General features: G+C 67.7%; 14 protein-coding genes. 3 read left to right on the top strand and 11 right to left on the bottom strand.

The window, feature by feature from the left end; all coding sequences use genetic code 11:
- Nucleotides 1-45: 45 nt before the first annotated feature.
- From BRO63_RS01345 to BRO63_RS01315, 7 genes are all read right to left on the bottom strand, one after another.
- A complete protein-coding gene (locus BRO63_RS01345; protein ID WP_179215014.1) occupies nt 46-1569 on the bottom strand; it encodes an efflux transporter outer membrane subunit in 1524 nt (507 codons plus the stop codon).
- Nucleotides 1566-4679 carry a multidrug efflux RND transporter permease subunit gene (locus BRO63_RS01340; protein ID WP_088138193.1) on the bottom strand — a complete coding sequence of 1038 codons (3114 nt, stop codon included), beginning with the start codon at nt 4677-4679 and terminating at the stop codon, nt 1566-1568. The genes BRO63_RS01345 and BRO63_RS01340 overlap by 4 nt, the downstream gene beginning before the upstream one ends.
- The gene (locus BRO63_RS01335) at nt 4676-7774 is read right to left on the bottom strand and encodes an MdtB/MuxB family multidrug efflux RND transporter permease subunit (protein WP_088138192.1); all 3099 of its coding nucleotides are present in this window, start codon (nt 7772-7774) and stop codon (nt 4676-4678) included. Before BRO63_RS01335 ends, BRO63_RS01340 begins: the two co-directional genes overlap by 4 nt.
- Nucleotides 7775-7787: 13 nt before the next feature.
- Nucleotides 7788-9062, bottom strand: coding sequence for an MdtA/MuxA family multidrug efflux RND transporter periplasmic adaptor subunit (locus BRO63_RS01330; RefSeq protein ID WP_088138191.1), 1275 nt, complete (start codon nt 9060-9062; stop codon nt 7788-7790).
- A 231-nt stretch (nt 9063-9293) separates the two neighbouring features.
- The gene (zapD, locus tag BRO63_RS01325; RefSeq protein ID WP_088138190.1) at nt 9294-10046 is read right to left on the bottom strand and encodes a cell division protein ZapD; all 753 of its coding nucleotides are present in this window, start codon (nt 10044-10046) and stop codon (nt 9294-9296) included.
- A gap of 60 nt (nt 10047-10106) precedes the next feature.
- A complete protein-coding gene (gene coaE / locus BRO63_RS01320; RefSeq protein WP_088138189.1) occupies nt 10107-10736 on the bottom strand; it encodes a dephospho-CoA kinase in 630 nt (209 codons plus the stop codon).
- Nucleotides 10737-10767: 31 nt separating this feature from the next.
- Nucleotides 10768-11616 (bottom strand): prepilin peptidase, encoded by an 849-nt coding sequence (locus tag BRO63_RS01315; RefSeq protein ID WP_179215013.1) that lies wholly within the window; start codon nt 11614-11616, stop codon nt 10768-10770.
- A gap of 203 nt (nt 11617-11819) precedes the next feature.
- Here BRO63_RS01315 and BRO63_RS01310 point away from each other — a divergent pair, with 203 nt between their 5' ends.
- Nucleotides 11820-12599 carry a copper resistance protein NlpE N-terminal domain-containing protein gene (locus BRO63_RS01310; RefSeq protein WP_088138187.1) on the top strand — a complete coding sequence of 260 codons (780 nt, stop codon included), beginning with the start codon at nt 11820-11822 and terminating at the stop codon, nt 12597-12599.
- 57 nt (nt 12600-12656) lie between these two features.
- On the opposite strand, the gene BRO63_RS01305 is transcribed toward BRO63_RS01310, so the two are convergent.
- The 4 genes from BRO63_RS01305 to BRO63_RS01290 form a co-directional block, all read right to left on the bottom strand.
- Complete coding sequence (locus BRO63_RS01305; RefSeq protein ID WP_088138186.1) at nt 12657-13073, bottom strand: response regulator transcription factor; 417 nt, start codon at nt 13071-13073, stop codon at nt 12657-12659.
- Between the two features lie 117 nt (nt 13074-13190).
- A complete protein-coding gene (gene panC / locus BRO63_RS01300) occupies nt 13191-14045 on the bottom strand; it encodes a pantoate--beta-alanine ligase (RefSeq protein ID WP_088138185.1) in 855 nt (284 codons plus the stop codon).
- Nucleotides 14046-14081: 36 nt separating this feature from the next.
- Nucleotides 14082-14972, bottom strand: coding sequence for a segregation and condensation protein A (locus BRO63_RS01295; protein WP_088138184.1), 891 nt, complete (start codon nt 14970-14972; stop codon nt 14082-14084).
- A gap of 16 nt (nt 14973-14988) precedes the next feature.
- Entirely contained in the window at nt 14989-15177 is a 189-nt protein-coding gene (locus BRO63_RS01290) for a DUF3460 family protein (RefSeq protein ID WP_088138183.1), read from the bottom strand.
- Between the two features lie 98 nt (nt 15178-15275).
- On the opposite strand from BRO63_RS01290, the gene BRO63_RS01285 reads away from it, so the two are divergent.
- A complete protein-coding gene (locus tag BRO63_RS01285; protein ID WP_088138182.1) occupies nt 15276-16730 on the top strand; it encodes a DHA2 family efflux MFS transporter permease subunit in 1455 nt (484 codons plus the stop codon).
- Nucleotides 16717-18243, top strand: a complete 1527-nt coding sequence (glpK, locus tag BRO63_RS01280; RefSeq protein WP_088138181.1) for a glycerol kinase GlpK — start codon at nt 16717-16719, stop codon at nt 18241-18243. Before BRO63_RS01285 ends, glpK begins: the two co-directional genes overlap by 14 nt.
- The last annotated feature ends 224 nt before the right edge of the window (nt 18244-18467 follow it).

Raw genomic sequence — 18467 nt, 5'->3', positions numbered from 1 at the left:
CGTTGACCTCGCCAGCGCTCCGTCACGCATCCGCGCGGCCCAAGCTCAGGGCTGCGCGGGCGCTGCGCCCGCAGGCGCGGCCTGATTGTCCGCGCGCGCTTGCGCCCCTGCGGCCGGCAACCCTTCCCAGCCGCCGCCCAGGGCCACGATCAGATTGACGCTGGCCGCGAAGCGATTGCCCAGCAGGCTCAGCGCATTGCGTTCGCTGTTGAGCGCGGTAGCGTCCACCACCGCCACGCTCAGGTAATCGACCAGGCCGGCTTTGTATTGGTTCTGCGTCAGGCGCAGCGATTCGCGCGCCGCTTCGAGCGCGCGGCGCTGCACCACCTGCTCGTTCTCCATGACGCGCAACTGGATCAGGTAGTCCTCGACCTCGCGCAATCCGGTCAGCGCCGTCTGGCGATAGGCGGCCGCTTGCCCGTCATAGGACGCGCGCGCCTGTTCCACCTGCGCCTCGCGCGCGCCGCCATCGAATATCGTCAGCGCCAGCGCCGGCCCCAGCGACCAGAAGCGCGCCGGCGCAGTCAGCAGTTCCGCGAACTGGCCATTGCGAAAGCCGCCGTCGGCCGACAGCGTCAGGCTGGGGAACCACGCGGCCTGCGCCACCCCGATCTGCGCATTGGCGGCGGCGGCGCGGCGCTCGGCGGCCGCCACGTCGGGACGGCGCTCCAGCAGCTCGGACGGCAAGCCCACCGGAATCTGCGGCAACTGCAGCGCAAACACGGCAGGCGGCAGGCTGAACTGCGACGGCGCCTGGCCCATCAGCACGGCGATGGCGTGCTCGAGCTGGCCGCGCTGCCAATCCAGGTCGATGGACTGCGCGCGCGTGCTTTCCACCTGCGTGCGCGCCACCGCCACGTCGGCCTGCCCCGCCACGCCCACGGCGTAGCGGTTCTGCGTCAGCTGCAGGGACTTTTCGTAAGCCGCCACGGTGGCGTCCAGCAGGCGCTTCTGCTCGTCCAGCACGCGCAATTGCAGGTAGGCCTGCACCAGCGCGGCCTGCGCGCTCAGGCGCGTGGCGCCCAGGTCGGCCAGGCTGGCCGCGGCGCTGGCTTCCGAGGACTCCACGCTGCGCCGCACGCGGCCCCACAGGTCCACTTCCCAGCTGACGTTGCCGGTCAGCGAATACTGGTTCGAGACGTTGCTGCCGGACGAGGTCGAGGAGCCGTTCTGCCCGCCGCCGCTGCCCGAGCGCGTCATGCCCGCGCCCGCGCCCACGGTCGGGAAGAAACCGGCGCGCGCGCCGCGCACCAGGCCCAGCGCCTGCCTGTAATTGGCCTCGGCCTGGGCCACGGTCTGGTTCGACTCGTTCAGGCGCGCCACCAGGCCGTTGAGCGTGGCGTCGTCATAGACCCGCCACCAGTCGCCGCGTTCGGCCTGGTCCAAAGGCTGCGCGAGCTTCCAGCCTTCGACTTCTCCCTGGCCTTCCTTGTAGGCCGCGCCCACGTCCAGCGCCGGGCGCTGGTAATCGGGACCGACCGCGCAAGCGCCCAGCAGCGCGCACAGCGCGGCCGCGGCGAGGCTGCGGGGAAGGAACTGGTTCGGAACAGGCTTGGCGTTGCGCATCATGTAGGTTCTATGGAATCGGAGGACGCGTTCCTGGACGCGCGCCCGCGCGCGGCCCAGAGACGGAAGCGGTCCAGGTAAAGATAGACCACGGGCGTGGTGTACAGCGTGAGGATCTGGCTCAGGATCAGGCCGCCGACGATGGTAATGCCCAGCGGCTGCCGCATCTCGACCCCGGCGCCGGTAGCCAGCACCAGCGGCAGCGCGCCGAAGATGGCGGCCATGGTCGTCATCATGATGGGGCGAAAGCGCGTCAGGCAGGCTTGGAAGATCGCCTCGCGCGGACTCATGCCCTGGGCGCGTTCGGCATCCAGCGCAAAGTCCACCATCATGATGGCGTTCTTCTTGACGATGCCGATCAGCAGGAACACCCCGATCAGCGCGATCAGCGTGAAGTCGTAGCGCACCAGCAGCAACGCCAGCAGCGCGCCCAACCCGGCCGACGGCAAGGTCGACAGGATGGTCAGCGGGTGCACGAAACTTTCGTACAGGATGCCGAGCACGATGTACATGGTGACCAGCGCGGCCAGGATGAGCCAGGGCTGCTGCGCCAGCGTCTGCTGCAAGGCCGCGGCGGTGCCCTGGAAGCCGGCCTGGATCTGGTCCGATGGCAGGCCGATGCGCGCCACTGCCGCGTCGATGGCGCTGGTGGCCTGGCCCAGCGACACGCCCGGCGCCAGACTGAACGAGATGGTGTCGGCCACGAACAACCCCTGATGCTGCACGCTGAGCGGCGCGTTGGCGTTTTCCAGGCGGGTGAAGGCCGACAGCGGCACGCGCGCGCCGGCCGCGGTGATGACCTCGACCTGCCTGAGCGATTCGATGTCCTGCGCGAACTTCGGATCCACGCCCAGCACCACGTGGTACTGGTTCAGCGGCCCGTACATCACCGACACCTGGCGCTGGCTGAAGGAGTTGTTCAGCACCGTGGAGATGGTGGACATGCTCACGCCCAGGCGAGTCGCGGCCTCGCGGTCGATCACCAGGTTGATCTGGCGGCCCTTGTCCTCGACGTCGGTGTCCACGTCGGTGATCTCGGGAATCTGCGCCATGGCCTGCTGCACCTTGGGCATCCAGGTGCGCAGCAATTGCAGGTCGCCCGCCATCAGCGTGTAGTCGTAGGAGCCCTGGCTCTGCCGCCCGCCGATGCGTATGTCCTGCTGCGACACCAGAAACATGCGCGCGCCCGGCATGTTCTGCAGCTTGCCGCGCAGCCGGTTGATGACCACGTCCGCCGAGACCTGACGCTCTTCCAGGGGCTTCAGCTGGATCTGCATGAAGCTGCTGTTGCTGCCGCCACGTCCGCCCGCATAACCCGTCATGCTCTGCACCGCCGGATCGGCCAGCACCACCTTGCGCAGCGCCTCCAGCTTGGGCAGCGTGGCCTGGAACGAGGTGCCCTGGTCCACGCGGAAGAAGCCCAGCAGCTGGCCCGTGTCCTGCTGCGGGAAGAAGCCCTTGGGCACCACGGTGTACAGATAGACGTTCAGGCCCACGGCCACCGCCAGGATCAGCATCATCAGGCGGCTGTGGGTCAGCGCCCAGCGCAGGCTGCGGCGGTAGCCGTCCAGCATGGCGTCGAAGCCGCGCTCGGACCAGCGCGCCAGCCGTCCGGGTGGTTTCTCTTCAGGGGCTTCCTGGCGCAGGAGACGCGCGCACATCATCGGCGTCAAGGTCAGCGACACCACCAGCGACACCATGATGGCGGCCGACAGCGTCACCGCGAACTCGCGGAACAAGCGCCCGACCACGCCGCCCATCAGCAGGATGGGGATGAACACCGCCACCAGCGACAGGCTCATCGACAGCACCGTGAAGCCCACTTCGCGCGAACCGCGCAGCGCCGCGCGCATGGGCGACATGCCACGCTCCACGTGGCGCATGATGTTCTCCAGCACCACGATGGCGTCGTCCACCACGAAACCGGTCGCCACGATCAGCGCCATCAGCGAAATGGTGTTCAACGTAAAGCCGCTGAGGTACATGATGCAGAACGTGCCGATCAGCGAGACCGGCACCGCCACGCTGGGGATGATGGCCGCACGCCAGCGCCGCAGGAACAGCAGCACCACCAGCACCACCAGGCCCACCGCGATGATCAGGGTCAGCTCGGCCTCGTGCAGCGAGGCCCGGATGCTGGGCGTGCGGTCCTGCGCCACGGTCATGTTCGCGTCGGCCGGCATCAGCGCCTGCAGGATGGGCAGCTGGGCGCGCACCGCGTCCACGGTTTCGATGATGTTGGCGTCGGCCTGGCGCCGCACGATCATCAGGATGGCCTTGCGCTCGTTGAAGAAGCCTGTCTGGTACAGGTCTTCGACAGAGTCCTCGACGCGGGCCACGTCGGACACGCGCACCGGCGCGCCGTCCTTCCAGGCGACGATCAGCGGCCGGTATTGCTCGGCGCGGCTGAGCTGGTCGCTGGCCATGATCTGCCAGTGATAGCGGTCATTCTCCAGCACGCCCTTGGGACGGTTGGCGTTGGCATTGGCCAGCGTGGTGCGCAGCTGGTCCAGCGACACGCCGCGGTTGGCCAGCGCGCCCGGCAGCACGGTGACGCGCACCGCCGGCAGCGAACTGCCGCCCACCGTCACCTCGCCCACGCCGTCCACCTGCGACAGCTTCTGCGCCACGATGGTCGAGGCGATGTCGTAGAGCTGGCCCTGGCTGAGCGTGTCGGACGTCAGCGCCAGGGTCATGATGGGCGCGGCGGACGGATTGGCCTTGTGGTACGTGGGATTGCTGCGCAGGCTGGTCGGCAAGAGCGAGCGCGCCGCGTTGATGGCGGCCTGCACGTCGCGCGCCGCGCCGTTGATGTCGCGCGACAGATCGAATTGCAGCGTGATGCGGGTGGAGCCCTGCGAGCTGCTGGAGGTCATCTCGGTCACGCCGGCGATGCTGCCCAGCGAACGCTCCAGCGGCGTGGCCACGCTGGACGCCATGGTTTCCGGACTGGCGCCCGGCAGGCTGGCCGAGACCGAAATGGTAGGAATGTCCACCTGGGGCAGCGGCGCCACGGGCAAAAGGAAGAACGACAGCAAACCTGCCAGCACGACCGCCAGGCTCAGCAGCGTGGTCGCTACCGGCCGGGCGATGAAGGGTGCCGACAGGATCATGACGCATCCCCCGCCTGCGTCTGCTCCACGCCACGCCAGCGGCGCGACATGCGGTCGAACATCAGGTAGATGACCGGCGTGGTGAACAGGGTCAGCACCTGCGACAGCAGCAGCCCGCCCACCATCACCAGGCCCAGCGGCTGGCGCAGCTCCGCGCCGGTGCCCGTCGACAGCATCAGCGGCAGCGCGCCGAACAGCGCGGCCAGCGTGGTCATCAGGATGGGCCGAAAGCGCAGCAGCGCCGCCTCATGGATGGCCGCGCGCGGACTCAGCCCGCGCTTGCGCTCCGCGTCCAGCGCAAAGTCGATCATCATGATGGCGTTCTTCTTGACGATGCCGATCAGCAGGATGATGCCGATGATGCCTATCATGTCCAGCTCGGTACCGCTGATCAGCAGCGCCAGCAACGCCCCCACGCCAGCCGAAGGCAGCGTCGACAGGATGGTGATGGGGTGGATATAGCTTTCGTACAGCACGCCCAGCACGATGTACATCGTCACGATGGCGGCAAGGATCAGCCACAAGGTGCTGGACAGCGAATTCTGGAACGCCAGCGCCGCGCCCTGGAAGCGCGTCTCGACGCCAGTGGGCAGGCCGATATCGGCCTCGGCCGCGATGATGTCCTCCACCGCGCCCGACAGGGAAGCGCCCTGCGCCAGATTGAAGGACACCGTCACCATGGGGAACTGGTCCAGCCGGTTGACGGCCAGCACCGTCTTGCCTTCGCTGATATGCGCCACCGATGACAGCGGCACCTGCGCGCCGGTCGAGGTCGGCACGTGGATCTGGCCCAGCGAGGCCGGCGTCACCTGGAACTGCGGCTCGACCTCCAGCACCACGCGGTACTGGTTGGATTGCGTGAAGATGGTGGAAATCAGCCGCTGGCCGAAGGCGTTGTAGAGCGCCTCGTCGATCACCGCCGCCGTGATGCCCAGCCGCGACGCGGCGTCGCGGTCGATCTCGACCCAGGTCTGCAGGCCGTCGTCCTGCAGGTCGTCGGTCACGTCCTTCAGGCCGGGCACCTGCCGCAAGCGGTTCACCAGCTTGGGCGTCCATTCGCTCAGCACCTTCAGGTCGGGATTGGACAGGGTCATCTGGTACTGCGTGCGGCTCACGCGGTCTTCGATGGTCAGGTCCTGCACCGGCTGCATGTAGACGGTCAGGCCGTCCTGCTTGGCCAGCGCCTGCTCCAGCCGCCCCATCACCGTGCGCAGGTCGCCGTTGCGCTCGGCTTGCGGTTTGAGCGCGATCTGCATGCGTCCGGCGCTGAGCGTGGCGTTGCTGCCGTCCACGCCGATGAAGGACGACACCGCCTGCACGTCGGGATCTTCCAGCACCAGGCGCGCGGCCGTGCGCTGGCGCTCGGCCATGGCCGGGAAGGAAATCGATTGCGGCGCCTGGGTGATGGCCTGGATCAGGCCGGTGTCCTGCTGCGGGAAGAAGCCCTTGGGAATCACCAGGTACAGCAGCACGGTCAGCGCGAAGGTCGCCAGCGCCACGATCAGCGTCAGCGGCTGATGCCGCAGCACGACCTGCAGCCAGCGGTCATAGCCCGCGATCACGCGGTCGATGAAGGCGCCCGTGACCTGATGGAAGCGGCCGTGCTTCTGCTCGGATTCGGCGCGCAAGAGGCGCGCGCACATCATGGGCGTCAGGGTCAGCGAGACCACCAGCGATATCAGGATCGACACGGCCAGCGTGATGGCGAACTCGCGGAACAGGCGCCCCACCACTTCGGTCATGAAGAGCAGCGGGATCAGCACCGCGATCAACGAAAAAGTCAGCGAGATCAGCGTGAAGCCGATCTGCGAGGCGCCCTTGAGCGCGGCTTGCAGCGGCGTTTCGCCTTCCTCGATGTGGCGGGCGATGTTCTCGATCATGACGATGGCGTCGTCCACCACGAAGCCGGTGGCAATGGTCAGCGCCATCAGGGTCAGGTTGTTGATGGAGAAGCCGGCCAGGTACATGATGCCGAAGGTGCCCACCAGCGACAGCGGCACCACCACGCTGGGAATCAGCGTGGCCGTCAGGCTGCGCAGGAACACGAAGGTCACCATGACCACCAGGGCCACGGCCAGCATCATCTCGAACTGCACATCGGCCACCGAATCGCGGATGGTCTGGGTGCGGTCGGACACCACGCTCACGTCCAGGGTCGCGGGCAAGGCGGCGCGCAGCTGCGGCAACAGCGCCTGGATCCGGTTGACCACGTCGATCACGTTGGCGCCCGGCTGGCGCTGGATGTTGAGCAGGATGGCGGGCTTGTCGCCGGCCCAGGCGGCCTGGCGCGTGTCCTCGGCGCCTTCGACGGCGCGCGCCACGTCGGACAGGCGCAGGGGCGCATTGTTCTTGTACGCGATGATCAGGTCGTTGTAGTCGGTGGGTGTCTTGAGCTGATCGTTGGCGTTGATGGTGGTGGAGCGCTGCGGCCCGTCCAGATTGCCCTTGGGCTGGTTGACGTTGGCGCCGACGATGGCCGTGCGCAGGTCCGACATCGACAGGCCGTTGGCCGCCAGCGCCTGCGGATTGACCTGCACCCGCACCGCCGGACGCTGCCCGCCCGCCACGCTGACCAGGCCCACGCCGGGGATCTGGGACAGTTTCTGGGCCACCCGCGTATCCACCAGGTCGCGCACCTGGGGCAAGGGCATGGTGGGCGACGTGATCGCCAGCGTCAGCACCGCAGCGTCCGCCGGGTTCACCTTGTTATAGGTCGGCGGCACCGGCAGGTCGCTGGGCAGCAGGTTCGAAGCCGCGTTGATGGCCGCCTGCACCTGCTGTTCGGCCACATCCAGCGGCAGGGTCAGGTTGAACTGCAGCGTGATGACCGAGGCGCCGCCCGAACTGGTGGACGACATCTGGTTCAGGCCCGGCATCTGCCCGAACTGCCGCTCCAGTGGCGAAGTGACCAGCGAAGTCATCACATCGGGACTGGCGCCGGGGTACAGCGTCACCACCTGGATCGTCGGGTAGTCCACTTCCGGCAGGGCCGAAACGGGCAGCAGCCGGTAGGCGATGAAGCCGGCGATCAGGATGGCCACCATCGACAGCGTGGTGGCCACCGGACGCAGGATGAACAGGCGCGACGGGCTCACGATGTTTCCCGGCTTATTTCGACGGCGGCGTGGTGCCGGCCGGCGCGCCCGCGCCCAGGTTCTTGTCACGGGCGGCGGGGATCACGTCCGAGCCCCCCACCACTTCCACCTTGGCGCCGGCGCGCAGGCGGTCGGTGCCTTCGACCACCACCCGGTCGCCCGGCTGCAAGCCTTCGTTGACGGCCACCATGCCATTGTTGACCGCGCCCAGCTTCACCTGGCGCACCTGCACCGTGTTGTCCTGCTGCACCAGGAATACGAAGGCGCCGGCCGAGCCCTGCTGGATGGCGGCGGTCGGGATCGCGGTCACGTCCTTGCGCGTGAGCACGTGCAGGCGCACGTTGACGAACTGGTTCGGGAAGAGTGCATCGTCGGCGTTCTCGAAGCGCGCCTTCAGCTTCAGGGTGCCGGTGGTCACGTCGATCTGGTTGTCCATCGTTTCCAGTTTGCCCGTGGCGATGCGCCGGGTGTCGGCGCGGTCATAGGCATCCACCGCCAGCGTCTTGCCGGCGGCGATCTCGGCGCGCACTTCGGGCAGCTGGGTCTCGGGCAGCGTGAACACCACGGAAATCGGCTGGGTCTGCGTGATCACCACCAGGCCATTGGTATCCGAACTGGACACCAGATTGCCACGGTCCACCTGGCGCAGGCCCAGGCGGCCGCTGATCGGCGCCGTGATCCGGGCGTAGTCCAGCTGCAGGCGGGCGTTGTCCACATTGGCCTGGTCGCTCTTGACCGTGCCTTCGTACTGGCGCACCAGTGCGGCCTGCGTGTCGACCTGCTGCTTGGCGATCGAGTCCTGCTTGTACAGCGCCTGATAGCGCTGCAGGTCGCGCCGGGCGTTCTCCAGCTGCGCCAGATTCTGCATCTGCGTGCCGCGCGCCTGGTCCAGGGCCACCTGGAACGCCCGCGGATCGACCTGGGCCAGCAGGTCGCCGGCCTTCACCTGCTGGCCTTCCTGGAAGGCCACTTCCACCAGTTCGCCGCTGACCCGGCTGCGCACGGTGACGGTGTTGTAGGCAGTAACGGTGCCCAGCGACTTCAGATAGATGTCGATGTCCTGCTGCGCGGCGGTGGCGATGCGCACCGGCACCGCCGGGTTCATCATGGCGCCCGCCGGCGGCCGGCCGCCAGGCCGCCCTCCCGGCCCGCCTGCCCCGCCCGGCTTGGCCGCGGGCCGCAGCACCAGCCAGGCTATGCCCGCCGCGACGAGCAATACCAGCGCCAGCCCGATCAGGCGGCGGCGGGTCCAACGGGTGGGCGGAGATACGGGACGGCTTTCAGGCATGGAACGGTTCCGGCACGGGCGGAGGAAAGCCGTATTGTGTACCAGACCGTCCCGGTTTCCAGCGCCGCGATCCCCAGTTGAAACTGGGAGCAACAGGAATCTGGGCGGGCGGGAAGCGGGGGCCGCCTTATCCCATGTGCTTGGCAGGTCCTACCGCCCAAGCGGTGCTTGCTGGCTTACGCGCATCGGGCCACGGTGTTCCTGCGCGGAAAGCCTCGCGCCACACCCATCCTACGAGCTGCAAAGGGTCATCTGGAAGGGCACGTCGCGAGCGACCTGCTGCGGCTTGAAGTCACCGTCCTGGGTGGAAAAACGTATCCAGATCATGTACTTATTGGCACTGATCTCGGGAAATACGCCCTGGGCGGGGTCCAGCCAGACCCGCAGCAGCTGGAACTGCTTGCCACCCAGCATCTGCTGATACGCGCCCTGCTCGCCCACGGTATCCGACTTGCGGCCGGATTCGCGCAGCAGGCGCAAGGCCAGGGTCAGGCCATCGTACAAAGGGATGAAGGGCGCCACCCAGGCCTGCAGGTCCGCGCAGCGGGCGGCCTCGGATTTGTTCTGCCAGGCGAAGTACGAAGGCATGTCGACCTGCGTGGCGCTGCCCGGCATCGACAGGCGTCCGCGCAGGCTGGTCAGCCATTCGCTTTCACGCAGGGACTGGCCGGTCTTGCCCGGCGCGGCCAGCGCCGTGGTCACTTTTTCCATTTCGCGCAGCATGGCTTCGAGCGCATCCTGCGCCACGCCGGGATGATCGCGCAGTCCGACCAGCGCCATACGTTGGCGCTCCAGGTCTTGCAGGACCGCGCCTTTCACATCGGTGCGCTCGCAGGCGTCGAGCAGGTCGAACAGGGAAGTGACGGCGACCTGGTGCAGGCGCGAGTCCCCCTCGCGGGCGAAGAAGAACAGCCTGTCGAACAGGTATTCCAGCCGCAGATAAGCGCGGATGCGCTCATTGAAGGGGTATTCGTAAACGATCACGCTTCTTTACAGGCCCATCTGTGTTTGGCCGGCTGGCCAATGTTATTCAGGGGTGCCGGCCTAGCCCGGGGCTTGCCGGCCCGTCGTGCTCGCCAGCGTCAGCCAGCGGTCATGCAGGGTCTTCGCCTGCGCGCGCAGTTGTTCTGGCGTGGTGCCTGCGTCATTGACGATGACGTCGTCGGCAACTTCCAGACGGCTTGCCCGCGCAGCCTGTGCCGCCATGATACGCCGGATGGCTGGCTCCGTCAGCCCGCTGCGCTGCCGCACCCGCGCCACCTGCGTGTCGGGGTCGCAGTCCACCACGCAGATGCGGTCCAGGCGCGAGCGCCAGCGCGGCAACGACTCCACCAGCAGCGGCACCACGAAGACCAGATATGCGCCATTCGCGGCGGCGGCCTGGCGCTCGGTCTCCTGTCCGATGACGGGATGCAGCACGGCTTCCAGCCGCAAGCGCACCTGCGGATCCGAGAACGCCTGATCGCGCATCCATGCGCGGTCCAGCGCGCCATCCTGCGTCAGCGCGCGCGGGCCGAACTCGCGTTCGATCGCAGGCATGGCGGCGCCGCCTGCGGCGGTCAACTCGCGCGCGATCTCGTCGGTATCGACCAGCGTGGCGCCCCACTCCGCAAGCAGGTCCGCTACCCGGGTCTTGCCCGATCCGATGCCGCCCGTCAGACCAATCTTCAACATACCGCCCATCCCATGCAGGGCATGAACCGCCCTATTGCAAAAACTGCCCCAAGCCGTGTTCGCCCCCCACCAGCAGCGTCACGACGCCCGCCAGCGCTAGATAGGGGCCGAAGGGCAACGGCTGGCCGCGACTGGCGCGGCCGCTCAAGGTCAGCGCGCCGCCTATCAGCACGCCCAGCAGCGACGCGCTCAGCAGCAGCGTCGGCAGGGCTTCCACGCCGAACCATGCGCCCAGCGCGGCAAGCAGCTTGAAGTCGCCATGGCCCATGCCCTCGCGCCCCGTCAACAGGCGGAATACATGAAAGATAACCCACAGAAAGACATAGCCCGCCACCGCCCCCGCCACCGCCATCTGCAAACTGGCGTAGGCATCGAACAGATTGACCAGCAGCCCGGCCCAGAGCAGCGGCTGGGTCAATGCGTCGGGCAGCAGCGTGGATTCGAAATCGATCCAGGCCAGCGCCACCAGCATGGCCGACAAGCCCATGGCGGACAGCGCCAGCGGCGTTGCGCCGAAGCGCCAGGCGCAGGCGGCGAACAGCGCGCAGGTCAGCAATTCGATGGCCGGATAGCGCCAGCCTATGGCCGCGCCGCAGGCGCCGCAGCGACCCCGCAGCAGCAGCCAGCCCAAGAGCGGCAGCCGCCGCCAGCCTGTCACGGCGGTATCGCAGGCGGGGCAGTGCGAGGCGGGCGACCACAAGCCATAGCGGCCCGCGGCAGGCGGCTTGCCCGAGGCTTCCTGGCAGTGCGCCTGCCATTCCTGTTCCATCATGCGCGGCAGCCGGTGCGTCAGCAGCGTCAGCCAGTTGCCCACGAACAGGCCGGCCAGCGCCGCCAGGCCGATGAAGACGCCCACAGGCAGATCGAAGACATGCCGCATCACCGTCATCCGCCCGCGTGGCGCCAAGCCACGGCAGCGCCGCGCCAGGAGCTGGCGGCAGTACGCGGGGCGGGCCAGCGGCGGCCGTGTCGTAAATAGTGCATAAAGTGTTGACGATGCCCAAGAGCGGCTAAGGGGAACGTATCGAATCTTCGCATAAGTGCGTAAAATCGGAGACAGACTCAATACACGGATAAGCTGCCATGACCGCGCGCGTAGAAATCGGTACCCGCTCCCGCAAACTCAGCGTCATGGGGCTGCTGCTCGCCGGCACCGCATTGGGCGCAGCCGGCTGTGCCCAACAAAAAACCGAAGGCTATTACGACCCCCCGGCCGAAAGCACCGTGACCGACGCCCAGTACCAGGGCTCGGGCGCGGGCTACCGCAGCGTCATCCGCGCGCCGTCGCAAGTGCAGATCGCGCTCAAGCCCGACGCTCCCCGCAAGAACCAGGCCGCCCAGGCTGCGGCGGCCGGTGGCCAGACCACCGAAGACGGCCAGACCGTTCCGGCGGAAACCGAGCACACCGCAACGACCGCATCGGCCGCAAGCGCGCCCATCGCTACCAGCTCCGCCGCGCCCAGCGCCGCCGTGCACAGCCTGGTGCCGCAACCGCAGACCTACATGGGCACATTGCCGTGCTTCTCGCCCGCCATGCAGTGCACGGCGCAGCGCGTGACGCTGACGCTGGCGCCCAATGGCCGCTGGCGTGGCCGCGTGGCCTACCTGGAAAACGATCCCAAGAAAGGCCCGCCGGTCACCGAGCAAGGCTGCTGGGACGCCACCGAAGAGCGCCCGCCGCGCGTCATCCTGATGGACGGCAATGGCAATGGCCGCGCTGAATTCGTGGTGGCCGCGAACAACGTGCTGCGCGTGCGTTCCATCGACGGCCAGACGCCCAACCTGAACTACAACCTGACCCGCCAGCCGGACCTGGACCCGATCGACGAATTGGCCAAGGCGACCGCGCCCAAGTGCCCTTGAGGGAAGTGCCCCTAAGGCCCGCTGGCGGCCGTTGAATACGCCGCCTGCGCAGCCCCCCTACCCGGCATCGCCGTCTGGGTCGACGCCAAGATCGAAATGGCGTGCTGCGGGACTTGCCAGGCATGGGCGGTACGCTGGCCCGGGCGGCTCATGCAGCACGTAGCTCGGACTGGCGCTGCCCGGCAAGGGCATGGAAGCCAGCGCATGCCCGCGGTCCGGCCCAGCCGCGCCCGGCACGGGCGAAGCGCCGGAACGGCCGTGCTCGCACAGCCGGCAAGCCAATTGCATGGCGTTGCGGACTTGCAGCTTGGCGAAGATGCGGGAGCGGTGGGCCTCGACCGTGCGCAGCGAAATACCCAGGTCTATGGCGATGACCTTGTTGGGCCGGCCGGCGGCCACATAAGTGACGATTTGCCGCTCGCGCGGCGTGAGCGAGGAAAGAACGGCTTCCAGGTCGGAACGGGGAGCTTGCATGGGGCGGCTCGCTTGCAATGTAGGATTGCGCCGAGTCTGATCCGCCGCCCGCCACCACGTAAGCTGGCAATTCTTTCAGGGGTGGACATGGACGCCACCCCCCGGGGCCATGCCGTCTCAGGCCGTGTAGGCCAGTTCCAGATTGTCGATCAGGCGGGTCGTGCCCAGCTTGGCGGCCGCCAGGGCCACCAGCGGTTCGCCAGCCTGCAGATCGGCCGCCTCGGGGCGCTTCAGGTCGCGCTGGCGGCGCAAGGCCACGTAGTCCACCTGCCAGCCGCGCCGGGTCAGGGTCTCGACGGCTTCGCGCTCCAGGGCGGCGGCATCGCGTTCGCCCTGGGCCAGGCGCTCGTTGGCATGCCGCAGCGCGGCGTACAGGGCGGGCGCCTCGGCGCGGTCGGCGTCGCTGAGGTAGCGGTTGCGCGAGGACAACGCCAGGCCGTCGTCGGCGCGCACGGTCTCGTGCGCCAGCACTTCCACGGGCAGCTGGAACTGGCGGCACATGTTGCGCACCACCATCAGCTGCTGGTAGTCCTTCTTGCCGAACACCGCCACGCGCGGCTGCACGCAGGAAAACAGCTTCAGCACCACGGTGCTGACGCCCTCGAAGAAGCCGGGGCGGAACTCCCCTTCCAGGATGTCGCCCAGGTCGTCGGGCGGCTGCACGCGGAAGTTCTGCGGCTCGGGGTACATCTCGCGCTCGTTCGGCGCGAACAGCACGTAGACGTCGCGCTCGCGCTCGAGCTTCTCGATATCGGCGGCGAGCGTGCGGGGATATTGGTCGAAGTCCTCGTTCGGTCCGAACTGGAGCCGGTTGACGAAGATGCTGGCCACCACCGGGTCGCCATGCTGGCGCGCCAGCTTCATCAGGGACAGGTGGCCTTCATGCAGGTTGCCCATGGTGGGCACGAACGACACGCGATTCTGTCCGCGCAGGTGATCGCGCAATTCCTGGATGGTGTGTACGACTTTCAAGAGGAATCTCCGGGGTTGGGGGCAGCCCGGTGAGGATCAGGCCGCGACCGCCGCCACGCTGGTGTAGGCCAGGCGCACGTAGATGGGAGCATAGGGCTCGGCCTGCGTAATTTCCAGCAGGGACTCGCGCGCCAGTTCCAGCATGGCGATGAAATGCACGACGACCACCGCCGCGGGCGCGCCCTCGCGGACGCGCTCCATGAACAGGTCGCCGAATTCCATGAAGCGCACGTCGTTCAGGCGCCGCAGGATGTGCGTCATGTGATCGCGCACGGACAGCTGTTCGCGCGTGATGTGGTGATGCTGGTTCAGCTTGGCCCGCTTCATGATGTCGGCCCAGGCCGCGCGCAGGTCGTCCACGCTGACCTCGGGCAGCATGCGCTCGACGCTCAGGTCGGCCACCGCCTGGCTGCTGACGAAGTCGCGGCCCAGTTGCGGTATCGCATCCAGCTTCTTGGCCGCCAGCTTCATCTGCTCGTATTCGAGCAGGCGGCGCACCAGTTCGGCGCGAGGATCTTCCGCTTCTTCGCCGGTGTCGCTCTTCTTGACCGGCAGCAGCATGCGCGACTTGATCTCAATGAGCATCGCCGCCATCAGCAGGTACTCGGCGGCCAGTTCCAGATTGTGGATGCGGATCTGGTCCACATACGACAGGTACTGCCGCGTGACATCCGCCATGGGGATGTCCAGCACGTTGAAGTTCTGCTTGCGGATCAGGTAGAGCAGCAGGTCCAGCGGCCCTTCGAACGCTTCCAGGAACACTTCCAGCGCATCCGGCGGGATGTACAGGTCCGTGGGCATCTGGAACAAGGGCTCGCCATAGAGGCGAGCGTACGCCACGCTGTCGATCGTGTCAGGCGTGCTGTCGACAGGCGGCGCCACTAGCGCCGCCAGCGCGTCGCTAGGAACGGAAGCGTTTTGGGCCATGGTTGCCGCAACGGGCTCAGTCGGCCTGGTAGACGTACGGCTTTTGCGGCACGCGGGCCGCGCGGAAGCCTTCCAGCAGCTCCGAGTCCTGCGGTTTGTCCCAAAGACGGGCGCGGCCTTCGCGCTGGCGCTCTTCGGTGCCAGGGTGCGATTGCTTGAAGTCTTTCAGGAAAAGGGTGATCTCGGATTCGTAGTTGGTCGCCATGGCACCAATTTCAATGGGTTTCGGATGAGGGGAGTTTACTTCACGGCGGCCCCCCCCCCGGCGTTACAATCTCGCGGCACCCATCGCCCCCTCCCGCCATGTCCGCCGAATCCGCAGCAGCAGCCCGTCCCGCCCCGCTCTCCACGGAGCAAGCAGCGCGCGCGGCGCGCATGATCCCCTTCATCGTAGGCTGTGCGCTGTTCATGCAGATGCTGGACGCCACCGTGGTGGCCACCGCCCTGCCGGCCATGGCCCGCGCCCTGGGCTCGACCCCGGTGCGGCTGAACGTGGCCATCACGTCATACCTGTTGTCAGTGGCGGTTTTCGTGCCCGTCAGCGGCTGGGCGGCCGACCGCTACGGCGCGCGGCGGGTGTTCGTGGCGGCGATCGGCCTGTTCACGCTCAGCTCCGTGGCCTGTGCGCTATCCCAGGACCTGCCACAGCTGGTCCTGGCCCGCATCGTCCAGGGGATGGCGGGCGCGATGATGGTGCCCGTGGGCCGGATCATCCTGCTGCGCACCGTGCCCAAGCAGGACCTGCTGAAGGCCATGTCCTTCCTCTCCATTCCGGCCCTGCTGGGCCCGGTGATCGGACCGCCGCTGGGCGGCTTCATGGTCACCTACATGTCCTGGCACTGGATCTTCCTGATCAACATCCCGATCGGCATCCTGGGCATTTTCCTGGTGCTGCGCCATGTCACGGAAATCCGCGAAGAAGCCGCCCCGCGCCTGGACTGGCCGGGCTTCCTGCTCAGCGCGGTCTGCCTGGCGACCCTGGTCAGCGGCTTCGAAGCCATCGGCCGCGACGTCATGCCGCTGCCCATGCTGCTGGGGCTGATCGCGGTCGGCACGGTCTGCGGCCTGCTCTATGGCTGGCACGCCAAGCGCACGGAACACCCCATCATCGACCTGTCGCTGATGCGGATCCCCACCTTCGCCATCTCCACGCTGGGCGGCAATCTGTGCCGCTTCGCCGTGGGCGCCACGCCCTTCCTGCTGGCCATGCTGCTGCAGGTGGGCTTCGGCCTGACGCCGTTCGCGGCCGGCCTGATCACCTTCGCCAGCGCCGCGGGCGCGCTGCTGATGAAGTTCGTGGCCACCCCCATCGTGAAGCACTTCGGCTTTCGCCGGGTCCTGACCGTCAACGCTCTGCTGGCCGGCGCGTTCATCGTGGTCTGCGGCGCCTTCACGCCCACCACGCCGGTGTGGCTGATGATCGCGATCCTGCTGGTCGGCGGCTTTTTCCGTTCGCTGCAGTTCACCGGGGTAAATACGCTAACCTATGCCGACATCCCCCCGTCCAAGATGAGCCGCGCCAGCAGTTTCGCCGCCATGGCGCAGCAACTCGGCATCAGCCTGGGCGTGGGCGTGGCCGCGGTGACGCTGAATATCAGCATGTCCCTGCGCGGCGCGGAAACGCTGGCAATCCGCGACGTCGTCGCGGGCTTCATCGTCGTCGGCCTGCTGTGCATGGCCTCGACCTTCTCCTTTAGACGCCTCGACCCTCTGGCCGGGGCACACCTGAACGGCGCCAAACAAAGTGACGACGAATGAATTTGTCCTAGCCCTGGACCAGGGCACGACCAGCTCCCGCGCAATCGTGTTCGACCGCGAAGGCGTGGTGCGCGGCGTAGGCCAGCGCGAATTCCGCCAACACTATCCGCGCCCGGGCTGGGTCGAGCACGACGCCAGCGAACTCTGGCACAGCCAGCTGGACGTGGCCCGCGAGGCCCTGCGCAACGCCGGCGCGACCGCCGCCGACATTGCCGCCATCGGCATCACCAACCAGCGCGAAACCACCCTGATCTGGGAACGCGCCACTGGCCGCCCGCTGGCGCGCGCCATCGTCTGGCAGGACCGCCGCACGGCGCCGATGTGCGATCAACTGCGCCAGGACGGCCACGCCGATTTCCTGCAATCGCGCACCGGCCTGGTGCTGGACGCCTATTTCTCGGGCACCAAGCTCGCCTGGCTGCTGGACCACGTGCCCGGCGCGCGCCAGATGGCCGACCGCGGCGAACTGGCCTTCGGCACCGTGGACACCTGGCTGATCTGGCAATTGACCGGCGGCGCGGTGCACAGCACCGACCCCAGCAATGCTTCGCGCACCATGCTGTTCGACCTGCACACGCAGGACTGGAACGACGACATCCTGGCGCTGCTCAAGATCCCCCGCAGCGTGCTGCCCAAGATCGCGCCCAGCAGCGCGGTGGTGGGTGAAGCCCTGCCCGAATGGCTGGGCGGCTCCATCCCGATCGCCGGCAACGCCGGCGACCAGCAGGCCGCCACCTTCGGCCAGGCCTGCTTCACGCCCGGCATGGCCAAGAACACCTACGGCACCGGCTGCTTCATGCTGATGAACGTGGGCGAAAAGCCGGTGCAATCCCGCAACAACCTGCTGTCGACGGTGGGCTGGGGCCTGCCCCAGGCCGCTGACGGCAGCTGGCAGCCGACCTATATGCTGGAAGGCGGCGTGTTCGTGGCGGGCGCCGCGGTGCAATGGCTGCGCGACGGGCTGGGCATCATCCAGCGCTCGGAAGAAATCGAATCCCTGGCCGCCAGCGTGGCCGACACCGACGACGTCTTCATGGTCCCGGCCTTCGCCGGCCTGGGCGCGCCGCACTGGGACCCATATGCGCGCGGCACGCTGGTGGGCCTGACCCGCGGCACCACCCGCGCCCACATCGCCCGCGCCACGTTGGAATCCATCGCGCTGCAAAGCGCCGAACTCTTGACCTGCATGAACGGCGACAGCGGCATCGCGCTGACCGAACTGCGCGTGGACGGCGGCGCGGCCCGCAACGACCTGCTGATGCAGATGCAGGCGGACCTGCTGGGCGTCCCGGTGGTGCGCCCGCGCGTGTCGGAGTCGACGGCGCTGGGGGCTGCGGGGTTGGCAGGACTGGCGGTGGGATTCTGGTCGGGACTGGATGAGTTTGCCTCGAAGTGGCAGGCGGAGCGGACGTTTGAGCCGACTTGGCCGGAGTCGGTGCGGGCGGCTCGGATGAAGCGGTGGAAGCAGGCTGTGGAATTGTCGAAGGGCTGGGCGGATAGCGCGGGGAAGTAGGTGGGGCTTCTTGGGGCTTCGTAGGTTTGCGGGTTTGCGGGTTTGCGGGCGAAGACCGTGTCGCTTCATAGGCCGCATTTTTTTTTTCCCGCTGGCGGCCGTTGAATACGCCGCCTGCGCAGCCCCCCTACCCGGGCCCGACGAACATCACGTTCGTCGGGCCCGGTGCTTTTGGACTACCCGGCATCGCCGTCTGGGTCGACGCCAAGATCGAAATGGCGTGC

Source organism: Achromobacter xylosoxidans (assembly GCF_002192695.1).
In the GTDB taxonomy this organism is placed as follows: domain Bacteria; phylum Pseudomonadota; class Gammaproteobacteria; order Burkholderiales; family Burkholderiaceae_B; genus Achromobacter; species Achromobacter xylosoxidans_C.
Note: the sequence above shows the minus strand (reverse complement) of the source record. Positions and strands in the feature narration are given on the sequence as shown.